The 13,227-nt window shown below is 72.6% G+C and carries 12 protein-coding genes, 1 tRNA gene and 2 pseudogenes; 7 read left to right on the top strand and 8 right to left on the bottom strand.

The features are described 5' to 3' along the window. Positions 1-78: 78 nt before the first annotated feature. Together AC07AW_RS07575 and AC07AW_RS07580 are read left to right on the top strand one after the other, a co-directional pair. Positions 79-549: a hypothetical protein gene (locus AC07AW_RS07575; RefSeq protein ID WP_478814545.1), complete on the top strand. Its 471-nt coding sequence runs from the start codon at positions 79-81 to the stop codon at positions 547-549. Positions 550-582: 33 nt separating this feature from the next. Then, complete coding sequence (locus AC07AW_RS07580; protein WP_478814546.1) at positions 583-1,449, top strand: spermidine synthase; 867 nt, start codon at positions 583-585, stop codon at positions 1,447-1,449. A 45-nt stretch (positions 1,450-1,494) separates the two neighbouring features. On the opposite strand, the gene AC07AW_RS07585 is transcribed toward AC07AW_RS07580, so the two are convergent. Further along, positions 1,495-2,061 (bottom strand): hypothetical protein, encoded by a 567-nt coding sequence (locus tag AC07AW_RS07585; RefSeq protein WP_478814547.1) that lies wholly within the window; start codon positions 2,059-2,061, stop codon positions 1,495-1,497. A gap of 87 nt (positions 2,062-2,148) precedes the next feature. On the opposite strand from AC07AW_RS07585, the gene AC07AW_RS07590 reads away from it, so the two are divergent. The 3 genes from AC07AW_RS07590 to AC07AW_RS07600 all read left to right on the top strand — a co-directional run bounded on the left by AC07AW_RS07590 (position 2,149) and on the right by AC07AW_RS07600 (position 6,055). Beyond that, positions 2,149-2,862, top strand: coding sequence for a response regulator transcription factor (locus AC07AW_RS07590; protein ID WP_478814548.1), 714 nt, complete (start codon positions 2,149-2,151; stop codon positions 2,860-2,862). Further along, complete coding sequence (locus AC07AW_RS07595; protein ID WP_478814549.1) at positions 2,859-4,232, top strand: sensor histidine kinase; 1,374 nt, start codon at positions 2,859-2,861, stop codon at positions 4,230-4,232. The genes AC07AW_RS07590 and AC07AW_RS07595 overlap by 4 nt, the downstream gene beginning before the upstream one ends. 314 nt (positions 4,233-4,546) lie before the next feature. Then, positions 4,547-6,055: a cellulose binding domain-containing protein gene (locus AC07AW_RS07600; protein WP_478814550.1), complete on the top strand. Its 1,509-nt coding sequence runs from the start codon at positions 4,547-4,549 to the stop codon at positions 6,053-6,055. A gap of 88 nt (positions 6,056-6,143) precedes the next feature. Here AC07AW_RS07600 and AC07AW_RS07605 read toward each other — a convergent pair. The 6 genes and pseudogenes from AC07AW_RS07605 to AC07AW_RS07630 all read right to left on the bottom strand — a co-directional run. Next, positions 6,144-6,359 (bottom strand): annotated as a pseudogene (locus AC07AW_RS07605) (aspartate 4-decarboxylase); the annotation flags it as partial. A 2-nt stretch (positions 6,360-6,361) separates the two neighbouring features. Continuing rightward, positions 6,362-6,499 (bottom strand): annotated as a pseudogene (locus AC07AW_RS07610) (aspartate-alanine antiporter-like transporter); the annotation flags it as partial. 152 nt (positions 6,500-6,651) lie between these two features. Further along, positions 6,652-6,724, bottom strand: a tRNA-His gene (locus tag AC07AW_RS07615). Positions 6,725-6,851: 127 nt separating this feature from the next. Next, complete coding sequence (gene orn, locus AC07AW_RS07620) at positions 6,852-7,454, bottom strand: oligoribonuclease (protein WP_478814551.1); 603 nt, start codon at positions 7,452-7,454, stop codon at positions 6,852-6,854. Between the two features lie 116 nt (positions 7,455-7,570). Beyond that, a complete protein-coding gene (locus AC07AW_RS07625; protein ID WP_478814552.1) occupies positions 7,571-8,731 on the bottom strand; it encodes a helix-turn-helix domain-containing protein in 1,161 nt (386 codons plus the stop codon). A gap of 421 nt (positions 8,732-9,152) precedes the next feature. Then, a complete protein-coding gene (locus AC07AW_RS07630) occupies positions 9,153-9,524 on the bottom strand; it encodes a hypothetical protein (protein ID WP_478814553.1) in 372 nt (123 codons plus the stop codon). Between the two features lie 433 nt (positions 9,525-9,957). On the opposite strand from AC07AW_RS07630, the gene AC07AW_RS07635 reads away from it, so the two are divergent. Further along, a complete protein-coding gene (locus tag AC07AW_RS07635; protein WP_015033782.1) occupies positions 9,958-10,479 on the top strand; it encodes a universal stress protein in 522 nt (173 codons plus the stop codon). Between the two features lie 162 nt (positions 10,480-10,641). After that, complete coding sequence (locus tag AC07AW_RS07640; RefSeq protein ID WP_478814554.1) at positions 10,642-11,205, top strand: GPR1/FUN34/YaaH family transporter; 564 nt, start codon at positions 10,642-10,644, stop codon at positions 11,203-11,205. A 159-nt stretch (positions 11,206-11,364) separates the two neighbouring features. On the opposite strand, the gene glmS is transcribed toward AC07AW_RS07640, so the two are convergent. Then, a complete protein-coding gene (glmS, locus tag AC07AW_RS07645; protein WP_478814555.1) occupies positions 11,365-13,182 on the bottom strand; it encodes a glutamine--fructose-6-phosphate transaminase (isomerizing) in 1,818 nt (605 codons plus the stop codon). Positions 13,183-13,227 lie beyond the last annotated feature (45 nt).

Raw genomic sequence — 13,227 nt, forward strand, 5'->3', positions numbered from 1 at the left:
GTAGCCGTTGACGCGCACGGGCGTTGAACCGTAAGGGAGAGACGGAACGTGTCTCCTCTGGAGCGAGGAGGGGTCCCCATGTCGGAGATCGGTTCGCAGTCGGCCACGCGGCACGTGCCCACCCCGGAGGCCGTGCGCCCCACACCCGCCCCGGAGGCCGACGGGCCCAGGCCCGCCGCCGGACCCTGGGACCTGGTGACCGTCCCGGTCCGCCAGGGCCTGGAGGCCGTCGACATCCTGCGCCGCGCCGCCGCCCCCGCCGTCGGCCCCGTCGTCCACGACGGCACCTGCGACACCCTCGGCTTCCTGGTGCCGCCGGGCACCGCCGCCGCCTGGGACATGCCGGGCAGCGCCTGTACGAGGACCTCGGGCCGGGGCCTGCGCCTCCCCGAGCTGCCGGAGCTCCCCGAACCGGCGGGCGACGCGCCCCGGCCGGCCGGCTGGCTGCTGCCCCCCGGCGACACCGATCCCGTCACCGACCCCGTCGTCCTGCGCGAGGCGCTCGGCGAGGCGGCCCGCCTCATCGAGGCGGCCGACGGCTGCCACTGAGCTGCTGTCCGGGCTTGCCCGGATAATGGGCCCGTGGCCAGGAACAAACAGCGTGACCGGGCGGCGGCGGCCGTCTCCGTCGTCGAGACCGTCGACGGCGGTCTCGCGGAACTCATACCCGACCGGGAGCGCCCGCGCGCCTGGACGCTGCTCATCGACGGCGCCCCGCAGTCGCACGTCGACCTCGACGACCCGGCCCGCCTCACCTTCGAGTACCAGCGTCGCCTCGGCCACATCGCCGACCTCGCCGCCCCGCCGAACCGGCCGCTCCAGGTCGTGCACCTCGGAGGCGGCGCCTTCACCCTCGCCCGGTACGTCGCCGCGACCCGGCCCCGCTCCACCCAGCAGATCGTGGAGCTCGACGGGCCCCTGGTCCAGCTGGTCCGCCGCGAACTTCCCCTCGACGCGGGGGCCCGCATCCGGGTCCGCTCCATCGACGCCCGCGCCGGCCTCGCCAAGGTCCAGGACGGCTGGGCCGACCTCGTCATCGCCGATGTGTTCAGCGGGGCCCGCACCCCGGCCCACCTGACCAGCACCGAGTTCCTCACCGAGGTACGGCGGGTGCTGACGCCCGGCGGTTTCTACGCGGCGAACCTCGCCGACGGTCCGCCCCTGACCCATCTGCGCGGCCAGATCGCCACCGCCGCCGCGGTCTTCCCCGAGCTGGCGCTCACCGCCGACCCGACGGTGCTGCGCGGCCGCCGCTTCGGCAACGCCGTGCTGCTCGCCTCGGACCGGGCACTGCCGGTGGCCGAGCTGACCCGACGGGTCGCCACCGACCCGCACCCGGGCCGGGTGGAACACGGCCGGGCCCTCGCCGACTTCGCCGGCGGAGCGTCCCCGGTCACCGACGCGAGCGCCAAGCCCTCACCCGTACCGCCGGCGTCCGTCTTCCGCTGACCCGGAGGACCCGGAGGACCCGGAGGGCCCGGGTGACCCGGGGGATCAGGTCTGCCGGTCGTCGATCTCCACGCGGGGCGCGGTGTCGTGCCACACGCAGAAGACCGACAGTTCGCGGCCGTCCTTGGTGAAGGTGACCCGGATCCAGGTCGGCTGCTTCCACACCTGCATCTGCCAGCCCGACGCGGGCGTCGCCGAGACCAGTTCGGCCGAGGTCTCGCCGAGGTCGAAGGTGACCAGGCCGCCGTCCACGGGGTAGCTCTTCACGCCCGAGCCGGCGTCGGGGTCCGCGGGCGGGGCGGTGGGCGCTTCCGTCGTGGGGCCCGGGCGGCGCGACGGGGTCGCGGACGGGGTGGCCGGGGACGTGCGGACCTGGCTGGGCGACGGCTTCGGAGTGGCGGGCGGGGCCGTCTCGGGCCGCCGGGTGGCGGAGGTCTGCGGGTCGCCGCCGGACGCGGGCGTTCCGATGGTGGTGCCGGCCGGGAGGGGCAGTGCGCGCGGCGGGTCGTACACCGTGCCGGACAGCACCGTGTGCACTCCCCACCAGGACAGGGTGACCGCCGCGCCGGTGGCGAGCGACCAGGCCAGGGCGTGAACGAGTCCTCTTCGCACCGGGACATAGTGCACCACCCGGATCAGGTCCGTACCGGAGGGTGGACATTGCCCGGGGCCTCACTCGAATGGCGTACGGTGCGGCCCATGGCAAGTGTGCTCGTGGTCGAGGACGACCAGTTCGTGCGCTCCGCCCTGATCCGGCAGCTCTCCGAGGCCTCCCACACCGTACGGAGCGTCGGCACGGCTCTGGAGGCGCTGCGCGAGGTCGCCCATTTCCGCTTCGACGTCGTGATCCTGGACCTCGGTCTGCCCGATCTCGACGGGTCCGAGGCGCTCAAGATGCTGCGCGGGATCACCGACGTCCCGGTGATCATCGCGACCGCCCGGGACGACGAGGCCGAGATCGTACGGCTCCTCCACGCCGGGGCCGACGACTACCTCGTGAAGCCCTTCTCCGTCGACCACCTCTCGGCCCGGATGGCCGCCGTCCTGCGCCGCTCCCGGGCCGGCGCCGGCGAGGTGCCGCCCTCCCAGGTCATCCGGGTCGGCGGGCTCACCGTCGACCCGCTGCGCCGTCAGGCGGAGCTCGACGGGGCGCCGTTGGACCTCACCCGGCGCGAGTTCGACCTGCTCGCCTTCCTCGCCGGGCGGCCCGGCGTCGTCGTCCCGCGCAAGGAGCTGCTCGCCGAGGTCTGGCAGCAGTCGTACGGGGACGACCAGACCATCGACGTACATTTGTCATGGCTGCGGCGGAAACTGGGTGAAACGGCCGCCCGGCCCCGCTACCTCCACACCCTGCGCGGGGTGGGCGTGAAGCTGGAACCGCCCCGCGAGCAGGAACCGGGGTCGCAGCCGTGAGATGGGCGCTCGTCAAGGTGTCGCTGGCCGTCACCGCCATGGTCGTCTTCGCCTTCGCCGTCCCCCTCGGGCTCGTCGTCAAGGAGATGGCCCGCGACCGGGCCTTCTCCAACGCCGAACGGCGGGCCGCCGGACTCGCCCCCGTCCTCGCCATCACCACCGACCGCGACGAACTCGACAAGGCCGTCGCCACCACCGAGGACGGCGCCGCCGGCCGGCTCGCCATCCACGTCCCCGCCGCCGAACCCGGCGGCACCGCCCTGGAGATCGGCACCCGCCGGGCCGACCCGGCGGAGCTCGCCGCCACCCGCAGCCTCGGCCGCGCCTCCATCGCCGAGGTCCCCGGCGGCTTCGCCCTGCTCCAGCCGACCGCGCTCAGCAACGCCCAGGTCGCCGTCGTCGAACTCTTCGTCCCCGAGGGCGAGGTCAGCAACGGCGTCGCCACCGCCTGGCTCGTCCTCGCCGGCGTCGGCATCGCCCTGATCGTCGGCTCCGTCGCCGTCGCCGACCGCCTCGGCGTCCGTATGGTCCGGCCCGCGCAGCGGCTCGCGGGCGCCGCGCACGACCTCGGCGAGGGCAGGCTCGGCGCGCGCGTCCCCGAGGAGGGCCCGCCCGAACTCAAGTCGGCCGCCGTCGCGTTCAACTCGATGGCCGACCAGGTCGTCCAGCTCCTCGCCAACGAACGCGAGCTGGCCGCCGACCTCTCCCACCGGCTCCGCACCCCGCTGACCGTCCTCCGGCTCAACGCGGCCTCCCTCGGCTCCGGCCCCGCCGCCGAGCAGACCCGCGCGGCCGTCGAGCAGCTGGAGCGCGAGGTCGACATCATCATCCGCACCGCCCGCGAGGCGAAGCCGCAGACCCAGGCGACCGGACCCGGTGCCGGCTGCGACGCCGCCGAAGTGGTCCGCGAGCGGATGGAGTTCTGGTCGGCGCTCGCCGAGGACGAGGGCCGCCGGGTACGGGTCGCGGGCGTCGAGCGCCCGGTCCGCATCCCCGTCGCACGCCCCGAACTCGTCGCCGCCCTCGACGCCCTGCTCGGCAACGTCTTCCGTCACACCCCCGAGGGCACGGCCTTCTCCATCGACGTCCACAACGGCGACGACGCCGTCATCGTCCTGGTCTCCGACGCGGGCCCCGGCATCGCCGACCCCGCCGCCGCGCTCGCGCGCGGCGCGGGCAGCGGACGCGACGGCTCGACCGGCCTCGGCCTCGACATCGTGCGCCGCATGGCCGAGTCGACGGGCGGCGACGTCCGCATCGGCCACTCGGTCCTCGGCGGTACCGAGGTACGGATCTGGATCAGCCTCGACGGACGCGGAGCCGGTACGGGCGGAGGCGGAGGCCGCCGCGGCCGCCGTCGCAAGACCTGACCCACCGGTCTCGACCCACCCGGTCTCGACCCGCCCGGTCTCGACCCGCCCGGTCTCGACCCGCCCGGTCTCGACCCGCCCGGTCTCGACCCGCCCGGTCTCGACCCGCCCGGTCTCGACCCCCCCCCCGGTCTCGACCCCCCGGTCTCCACCCACCCGTCTCCCGCGCTCAACCTTTTGCCGTCCCGATGCCTTCCTTAAGCGGAGCCTAAGAATCCCACCCCCGGCCTCCGTCAAGGCATTTGTCCGTTTCCCGCTCGCTAGCGTGCTGCCGCACCCCACCCCCACCCCCGGCACACAGAGGCAGGCACGCCATGGGCAGCAGTTCGCACCGGCGCAGGACGAGCACCCGGACCAAGGCCGTCGGAGCGGTCGTCACCGCGGCCGTCGTCGGCGGCGCCGCCTTCTGGCTCACCGGCACCGCCCAGGCCGCCGCCGTCGGCGCCGCCTACACCCGGACCAGCTCCTGGACCGGCGGCTACACCGGCCAGTACGTCGTCACCAACGAGACCTCCAGCGTCCAGTCGGGGGGCTGGACGCTGGAGTTCGACCTCCCGGCCGGCACCACCATCGGCTCCCTCTGGAACGGCGAGTACACCGTCTCCGGCACCCACGTCACCGTGAAGCCCGCGAGCTGGAACAAGCAGCTGGCGCCCGGCCAGTCCGTCACCGTCGGCTTCGTCACCTCCGCCGCCGGCCAGGCCGGCGACCCCGCCAACTGCCTCATCAACAAGGCGGTCTGCTCCGCCGGAGGCCCCGCCCCCACCCCCAGCGGCCGCCCCACGGAGACCGCGTCCCCGTCGGCGACCGCCACCGCGAGCCCCAAGCCGACGGCCACGGCAACGGCCACCGCGAGCCCCCGGCCCACCGCCACGGCGACCACGGCCCCCACGCCGACCCCGACCCCCACCACGACGGGCAGCCCCGCCACCGCCGCCAGGTACGCCCCGTACGTCGACACCTCGCTCTACCCGGCGTACGACCTGCTCGCGACCGCCGACGCCACCGGCGTGAAGGAGTTCAACCTCGCCTTCATCACCTCCGGCGGCTCCTGCGCCCCGCTGTGGGGCGGCGTCACCGACCTCGCGAACGACAAGGTCGCGGCCCAGATCGGCGCCCTGCGCGCCAAGGGCGGTGACGTCCGTGTCTCCTTCGGCGGCGCCGCCGGCCACGAGCTGGCCCTGAACTGCTCGACCTCCTCGGCGCTCGCCGCCGCGTACGGCAAGGTCGTCGACCAGTACAAGCTCACCAAGGTCGACTTCGACATCGAGGGCGCGGCCCTGCCGGACACCGCCGCCAACACCCGCCGCTCCCAGGCGATCGCCCAGCTCCAGAAGTCCCACCCCGGCCTGAACGTCTCCTTCACCCTGCCGGTCATGCCCGAGGGCCTCACCCAGCCCGGCGTGGACCTGCTCGCCGACGCCAAGCGGAACGGGGTCCGCGTCGACGCCGTCAACATCATGGCGATGGACTACGGCCCCGCGTACAGCGCCGACATGGGCACCTACGCCATCCAGGCCGCGACCGCGACCCAGGCCCAGATCAAGGGCGTCCTCGGCCTCTCCGACGCGGCCGCCTGGAAGGCCGTCGCCGTCACCCCGATGATCGGCGTCAACGACGTCAGCAGCGAGGTCTTCAAGGTCGAGGACGCCACCCAGCTGGTCGACTTCGCGAAGTCCAAGGGCCTCGGCTGGCTCTCCACGTGGTCCGCGACCCGCGACAAGCAGTGCGCGGCCGGCGCGGTGACCTACGCCGACCCCACCTGCTCCTCGGTCCTCCAGCAGCCGCTCGCCTTCACGAAGGCCTTCGGCGCCTACAAGTAACGGACTCCTGTGTCCCCCCACACCGCGCGCCCCGGTCGGAACCACCCCACCGCCGACCGGGGCGCGCCCCCTTTTCCGCCGCGCGGACTCAGACGACCCGCGTGGCCTTCCACTCCTCCGCGTAGTCGTTGAAGATCGCCCGCAGGTGGTGGCCGATCTTCAGGTAGTCCAGGTCGTCGAGGTTGGCGAGCGAGACGCGGACCGACCACTCCGGGCCGTCGAAGCCGCCGCCGTTCAGGAGCACCACGCTCGTCTGCTCGGCGAGCCGGAACAGCGGGTCGACCGGCTCGTAGTCCTTCTCCAGGAGCGCAGGCTCTTCTTGTTCAGGTGGGCGAAGAACTGCGGACCCGCCAGATAGCCGAACGAGAAGATGAAGAGCGCGAAGAAGATCGTCTTCACGTCGTCGGAGACGGTGACCTTCGTCCAGGCGCCGAGGAGCAGGGAAGGGGAAGCTAACAGCGGGTCGGCTGGAGTGGATCACTGCCTCGTCCGTACGGGTGAAGCCCGCCGGCCGGGCGGGAGCGCTCCCATCTGCGGAGATCGCCCGGAGAACGACTCAGGCCCCGGTTCTTTCGAACCGGGGCCTGAGTCATCAGGGTGAGTAACGGGACTCGAACCCGCGACATCCTGGACCACAACCAGGTGCTCTACCAGCTGAGCTATACCCACCACGACCGGCGGTTTTCCCGAAGGTTTCCCCGACCGGCCGAGAAGAAGTCTACAGGGTTCTGAGGGGTGCTCGCGCACGCATTGTTCGGCGGGCGCGAGCGGACCCCTCGTTCGGCTGTTCGGCCGACTATTCGGCGGGCAGGACGTGACGCGCCGCGATCCGCTTCGCGGTCTCCGAGTCCGGGCCGGGCTGCGGGACGAAGATCGCCTCGCGGTAGTAGCGCAGCTCGGCGATGGACTCGCGGATGTCGGCGAGCGCCCGGTGGTTGCCGTTCTTCTCCGGACTGTTGAAGTACGCCCTCGGGTACCAGCGGCGGGCCAGCTCCTTGACCGAGGAGACATCGACGATCCGGTAGTGCAGGTGGTTCTCCAGGGCGGGCATGTCGCGCGCGAGGAAGCCGCGGTCCGTGGAGACCGAGTTCCCGCACAGCGGCGCCTTGCCCGGCTCCTTGATGTGCTCGCGGATGTACGCGAGGACCTGGGCCTCCGCGTCGGCGAGCGTCGTGCCGTCGGCGAGCGCGTCGAGCAGCCCCGAGGCCGTGTGCATCTGGCGCACGATCTCGGGCATGGTCTCCAGGGCCGCGTCCGGCGGGCGGATCACGATGTCCACCCCGTCGCCGAGCACGTTCAGTTCCGAGTCGGTGACCAGCGCGGCCACCTCGATGAGTGCGTCGTCCGTCAGCGAGAGCCCGGTCATCTCGCAGTCGATCCACACCATGCGATCGTTCATGCGTCCTACCTTAGGGGCTCCCGTGCCTGCCCGAGCAGGCCTACGGGCCCCCGGGGGAGGTGTCCCCGAGGGCCCGTAGGTCCTGCATCGCACCGCTTGTGGCGGCGGCGGTCTTGTTACGGCGCGCTGCGCTGGCCCGGCAGGGCCGGGCGGCCCGGCGCGTACGCGTCCGACTGCGGCTTGCCCGGCTCCAGCGGCCTGCGGAGCCCCGCGGAGCCCTGGGCGGGCACCGCCGGTTCCAGCACCGCCGTGCCGGCCTCACCCTGCGGCCGCCGGGCGCGGTACGCCGCGCGGTAGGCGGCCGGCGAGGAGCCCAGCTGGCGCCGGAAGTGGCCGCGCAGCGCCACCGGCGAGCGGAAGCCGCACCGGCCGGCGACCTCGTCGACCGAGTAGTCGGAGGTCTCCAGGAGCCGCTGCGCCTGCAGCACCCGCTGGGTGATCAGCCACTGGAGCGGGGCGGAGCCCGTCAGCGAGCGGAACCGGCGGTCGAAGGTCCGCCGTGACATGTAGGCGCGCGCGGCGAGCGTCTCCACGTCGAACTGCTCGTGGAGGTGCTCCAGCGCCCAGGCGACGACCTCGGCCAGCGGGTCGGCGCCGATCTCCTCGGGTAAAGACCTGTCGAGGTAGCGCTCCTGACCGCCGCTGCGCCGCGGCGGGACGACCAGCCGGCGCGCCAGCGCGCCAGCGGCCTCGGTGCCGTGGTCGGTCCGCACGATGTGCAGACACAGATCGATTCCGGCCGCGGTGCCCGCGGAGGTCAGCACGTCCCCGTCGTCGACGAAGAGCTCCCGCGGGTCCACGTGGACCGACGGGTAGCGCTTGGCGAGCGTCGGCGCGTACATCCAGTGCGTGGTCGCCGGGCGGCCGTCGAGCAGTCCGGCCGCGGCCAGGACGAACGCCCCGGTGCACAGCCCGACGATCCTGGCCCCCTCCTCGTGCGCACGGCGCAGCGCTTCGAGCGCCTCCGGCGGCGGCGGCGAGGTGATCGACCGCCAGGCGGGCACCACGACGGTGCCGGCGCGGCTGATCGCCTCCAGGCCGTACGGCGCGGTGAGTTCGAGCCCACCGGTGGTCCGCAGCGGGCCCTCCTCGCCGGCGCAGACGAGCAGCCGGTAGCGGGGCACCCCGGCGTCCTGCCGGTCGATGCCGAACACGGAGAGCGGGATGGAGCTCTCGAAGATGGGGCCGCCGCTGAACAGCAGCACCGCGACGACTTCGCGACGGCGGCGCCCGGACAGCTTCCGTGCGACCTCCGGTGCGGCGGAGTCCTGGCTCATGACGCTAAGCCCCCCTCGGTGTTCGCGTCTCCCTGGTCGTGTCGCTCCTGCACGTTTCCCCTCGGTTTTGCACGAGACCCCAGTCTTCGGTACCCATGATCGAATCTACTGTGTCCCGTGGCGCCGGCGTGACAAGTTCTCCATCCGGTGGATTGTCGACAAGGCAACTTGGCGTGAAGCGATCGATCGCGAAGTCTTGCGCCCGGCGGCCGCCGGGGGGAAGCGCGGTGCGGTCAACGCCCCCGTACGTGGGGGGTGTGGGCCCCCGGGGCAAGGCTTCCGCGGCCTTCGACGCCGGGGTTGGCCAACCGTTCCGCCAAGGACTCGCCGGCGGCCGGAAGTTGGCTGAAAACATATGGGGTCGAGTGTACGAACCTGTCAACTCGAAGGGGGGCGGGGGCGGCTCCGGGCCCCTCGGAGGCTAGTTCCGGCGCCTCGGGCGGACCGTCTCCGCGTGCAGTCCGCGCTCCGAGCGGCGCAGCAGCAGCCGGCAGGCCGCCGTCACCGACACGAGTCCGAGCGCGGTCCCGGCGGCCCCGCCGAGCGAGGTGCCGTAGACGACGAGCACCACGGGGACCAGGACACAGCAGAAGGCCGCCCAGCGGACGACGTCACCGGCCTGCTCCGCCGCGCCCGCGCCCGCCGATGTCCCCGCCGCAGTCCCCGGCTCCGGGTCCGCGCCGGCGGCCGGCGGGAGGGCGGGCGCCCGGCGGCGGCCGCGGGGCGCGCCGAGCGCGGAGGCGGGAGCGGGGGCGGCGGAGGTCTGGCCGGCGGCGGTCGATGGTGCGGGCACGGGCGGTCTCCCTGCGACGGTGGGACGGGTCTGCGGCGACGGCGGGGCACGGTCCGCGGCGATGGCGGGGTGGCGGTCCGCGGTGATGGTCGGGTGGGTCTGTGGCGGCGGTGGGCCGGACCTGTGGCAACGAGGAGCGGAACGTTCCGGTCACTCTCGGCGACGTCCGTTTGGCCCCCGTACGGACGCCTGTAGGGCGCATCCGGCATTGCCAGATCCCGAACCCCTCGTGCATGCTCCCTGGAACGCCGCGCGCGAGCGGCGGGCACGCCAGGTGTGGCACGGCGGGCTCTGGGCAGGAGAGGAGTGTCGCCGTACCCTTGGGGGTATGGGCTTGGGAAGATGATTCCCGGACACAGCTCCGCCGCCACCCGTCGTTCGTCCCCTCCTTTCCCCGTCCCTTCCCACGAGGACCTTCTTCGCCGAGACACCGATGGCCGGTCACGAATTCCCCGAACCCGCGGACCGCAAGCGCGTCGCCGATTCCACGGTCGACCCCCTCGCGGTAGAACAGCCACGTCATGCCTGCGACCCGGCCTTCCGGCACGGGGTGGTCGTCGGCTTCGACGGCTCGACGTCCAGTGAGCGCGCCCTCGCGTACGCCATCGGCATGGCCCGCCGCTCCGGATCGGGCCTGATCATCGTGCATGTGGCCAACCGGCTGCCCACCACGGTGTGGGCCGGCTGCGAGCCCCCGGTCTTCGTCGACGTCCCGGACCACCGCACCGAGGTCCTCGGTCTTGAGCTGGCCTGCGCCGAACACCTCTCCGAGGTGCCGTGGATCCTGGTCGAGCGCGGCGGGGACATCTGCCACGAGCTGGAGGAGGTCGGCCGGGAGTACTCGGCCGACGCGATCGTGGTCGGCTCCACGCACGGGATCGTCGGACGGATCTTCGGCTCGGTCGCCGGCCGTCTCGCGCGCCGCGCCCAGCGGCCCGTCATCGTCATCCCGTAACCCCACGGGTCCCCACGGTCCGTCAGGTCTCTCCCTCAACTGCCGTCATCCGGCCATAATTTCGGCCTTCCTCAGGTGAATTGTGCGCTTGTGAAGGGTACATAAAGCTCACGGAACACAGCAGCTCACGCAGGACAACTGCACACCTGAAGGGAGCCCGCCGTGAACAACGAAGTCGCCGCGGGAAACACCACCTCCACGCTCGGCCACCTGGCACTCGGACTGACCCTGCTGGCCTTCGGCCTGGGCGGAACCGGTGTCATCGACAACGTCGCGGCAGCGGATGCCGCGGGTCTCGCCACCTGGGTCGGCGGCGTGACGCTCTTCCTCGTCGGACTGCTCGCCCTGCGCGCAGGCGACAAGGGTGAAGGCACGGCGTACGCGGCGCTCGGCGCCTTCTGGTTCACCTGGGGCAGCGGAGCCGGCGGACACGCCTCGGCCGACGCCATGGGGCTCTTCCTGCTCCTGTGGGCGCTCCTCGCGCTCACGCTGACCATGGCCGCCTCGGGCAGCGGACTCTTCGGACAGGGCGTGTACGGGCTGCTGTTCGTCGCGCTGCTGCTGCTCGGCATCGGCGCCCTCGCCGACAACAGCGGCCTCGGGAAGGCGGGCGGCTGGGTGGCCGCCGTCGCGGGTCTGGTCGCCTGGTACGGCGCCACGGCCGCGGTCGCCGGCTGGCCGATGGCCCTGCGGCGCGCCGGTGGCAGCGCTCCGGCCGCCGGCTGAGCCGGATCTCCGGAAACACAGCGGTCCCCGTGCACGGGAGGTGTGTGCACGGGGACCGCTGCTGTGTCCGGCCGAGGCTCCGGGGGACAGGCCCGGAGGGGTGCGGTGTCCGGGGGACAGGCCCGGACACCGCACCTCGGCCGCGACGGCCGGGGAGACCTACTCGACGGTGACGGACTTCGCCAGGTTGCGCGGCTTGTCGATGTCACGGCCCATGGCGAGCGCCGTGTGGTAGGCGAGGAGCTGGAGCGGGATGCCCATGAGGATCGGGTCCAGCTCGTCCTCGTTCTTCGGGACGACGATGGTGTGGTCGGCCTTGGCCTGCGGCTGGTGCGCGACCGCGAGGATGCGGCCGCTGCGGGCCTTGATCTCCTCCAGGGCGGCGCGGTTCTTCTCCAGCAGGTCGTCGTCGGGGACGATCGCGACGGTCGGCAGGGCCGGCTCGATGAGGGCGAGCGGGCCGTGCTTCAGCTCGGAGGCCGGGTACGCCTCGGCGTGGATGTAGGAGATCTCCTTCAGCTTGAGGGAGGCCTCCAGGGCGACGGGGTAGCCGCGCACACGGCCGATGAACATCATCGACTGGGCGCCGGCGTACTCCGCGGCGATCTCCTTGATCTGCTCCTCGGTCTTGAGGATCTCCTCGATCTGCGAGGGCAGCTTGCGCAGGCCCTCGATGATCCGCTTGCCGTCGGTGACGGACAGGTCGCGGATGCGGCCCAGGTGCAGGGCGAGCAGCGCGAAGGCGGTGACCGTGTTGGTGAAGCACTTGGTGGAGACGACGCAGACCTCGGGGCCGGCGTGGACGTACACGCCGCCGTCGGCCTCACGGGCGATGGCGGAGCCGACGACGTTGACGACGCCGAGGACGCGGGCGCCCTTCCGCTTGAGCTCCTGGACGGCGGCGAGCACGTCGTAGGTCTCGCCGGACTGGGAGACGGCGATGTAGAGGGTGTCGGGGTCCACGACCGGGTTGCGGTAGCGGAACTCCGAGGCCGGCTCGGCGTCGGCGGGGATGCGGGCCATGGACTCGATGAGCCCGGCGCCGATGAGACCGGCGTGGTACGAGGTGCCGCAGCCGAGGATCTTGATGCGGCGGATGGTGCGGGCCTCGCGCGGGTCCAGGTTCAGGCCGCCCAGGTGCACGGTGGAGAAGCGGTCGTCGATCCGGCCGCGCAGCACGCGGTCGACCGCGTCGGGCTGCTCGGAGATCTCCTTGTGCATGAAGGTGTCGTGGCCGCCCATGTCGTAGGAGGCGGCCTCCCACTCGACGGTCTCGGGGGTGGCCGTGGTGGAGGCGCCCGAGGTCGTGTAGGTGCGGAAGTCGTCGGCCTTGAGGGTGGCCATCTCGCCGTCGTCGAGGGTGACGACCTGGCGGGTGTGGGCGATCAGGGCGGCGACGTCGGAGGCGACGAGCATCTCCTTCTCGCCGATGCCGAGGATGACCGGGGAGCCGTTGCGGGCCACCACGATGCGGTCGTTGAAGTCGGCGTGCATCACGGCGATGCCGTAGGTGCCCTCGATGACCTTGAGCGCCTCGCGGACCTTCTCCTCGAGGGTCTCGGCCTGGGAGCGGGCGATGAGGTGGGTGATGACCTCGGTGTCCGTCTCGGAGGCGAAGACGACGCCGTCGGCCTCCAGCTTGGCGCGGAGCTCCTGGGCGTTGTCCACGATGCCGTTGTGGACGACCGCGACCTTGTTCTCGGGGTCGAGGTGCGGGTGCGAGTTGATGTCGCTCGGGGCGCCGTGGGTGGCCCAGCGGGTGTGCGCGATGCCGGTGGTGCCGGTGAAGCGCTTGGGGACCTTGGCCTCCAGGTCACGGACGCGGCCCTTGGCCTTCACCATCTTCAGGCCGGTGGCCTTCGGGCTGGTGACGACCATGCCGGCCGAGTCGTAGCCGCGGTACTCCAGGCGGGCCAGGCCCTCCAGGAGCAGCGGGGCAACGTCGCGCTTACCGATGTAACCGACAATTCCGCACATAAAGGTGAAACCCCTCCAGGTTGGTGGATGTACTCGGACGTACGG

The sequence above is a fragment of the Streptomyces sp. NPDC044003 genome, assembly GCF_056435185.1.

Bases quoted from the DNA above. Each gene is read 5' to 3' on its own strand.
- AC07AW_RS07575 (WP_478814545.1), top strand. From the start codon at position 79: ATGTCGGAGATCGGTTCGCAGTCGGCCACGCGGCACGTGCCCACCCCG.
- glmS (WP_478814555.1), bottom strand. From the start codon at position 13,182: ATGTGCGGAATTGTCGGTTACATCGGTAAGCGCGACGTTGCCCCGCTG.
- AC07AW_RS07625 (WP_478814552.1), bottom strand. From the start codon at position 8,731: ATGAGCCAGGACTCCGCCGCACCGGAGGTCGCACGGAAGCTGTCCGGG.
- orn (WP_478814551.1), bottom strand. From the start codon at position 7,454: ATGAACGATCGCATGGTGTGGATCGACTGCGAGATGACCGGGCTCTCG.
- AC07AW_RS07590 (WP_478814548.1), top strand. From the start codon at position 2,149: ATGGCAAGTGTGCTCGTGGTCGAGGACGACCAGTTCGTGCGCTCCGCC.
- AC07AW_RS07600 (WP_478814550.1), top strand. From the start codon at position 4,547: ATGGGCAGCAGTTCGCACCGGCGCAGGACGAGCACCCGGACCAAGGCC.
- AC07AW_RS07635 (WP_015033782.1), top strand. From the start codon at position 9,958: ATGGCCGGTCACGAATTCCCCGAACCCGCGGACCGCAAGCGCGTCGCC.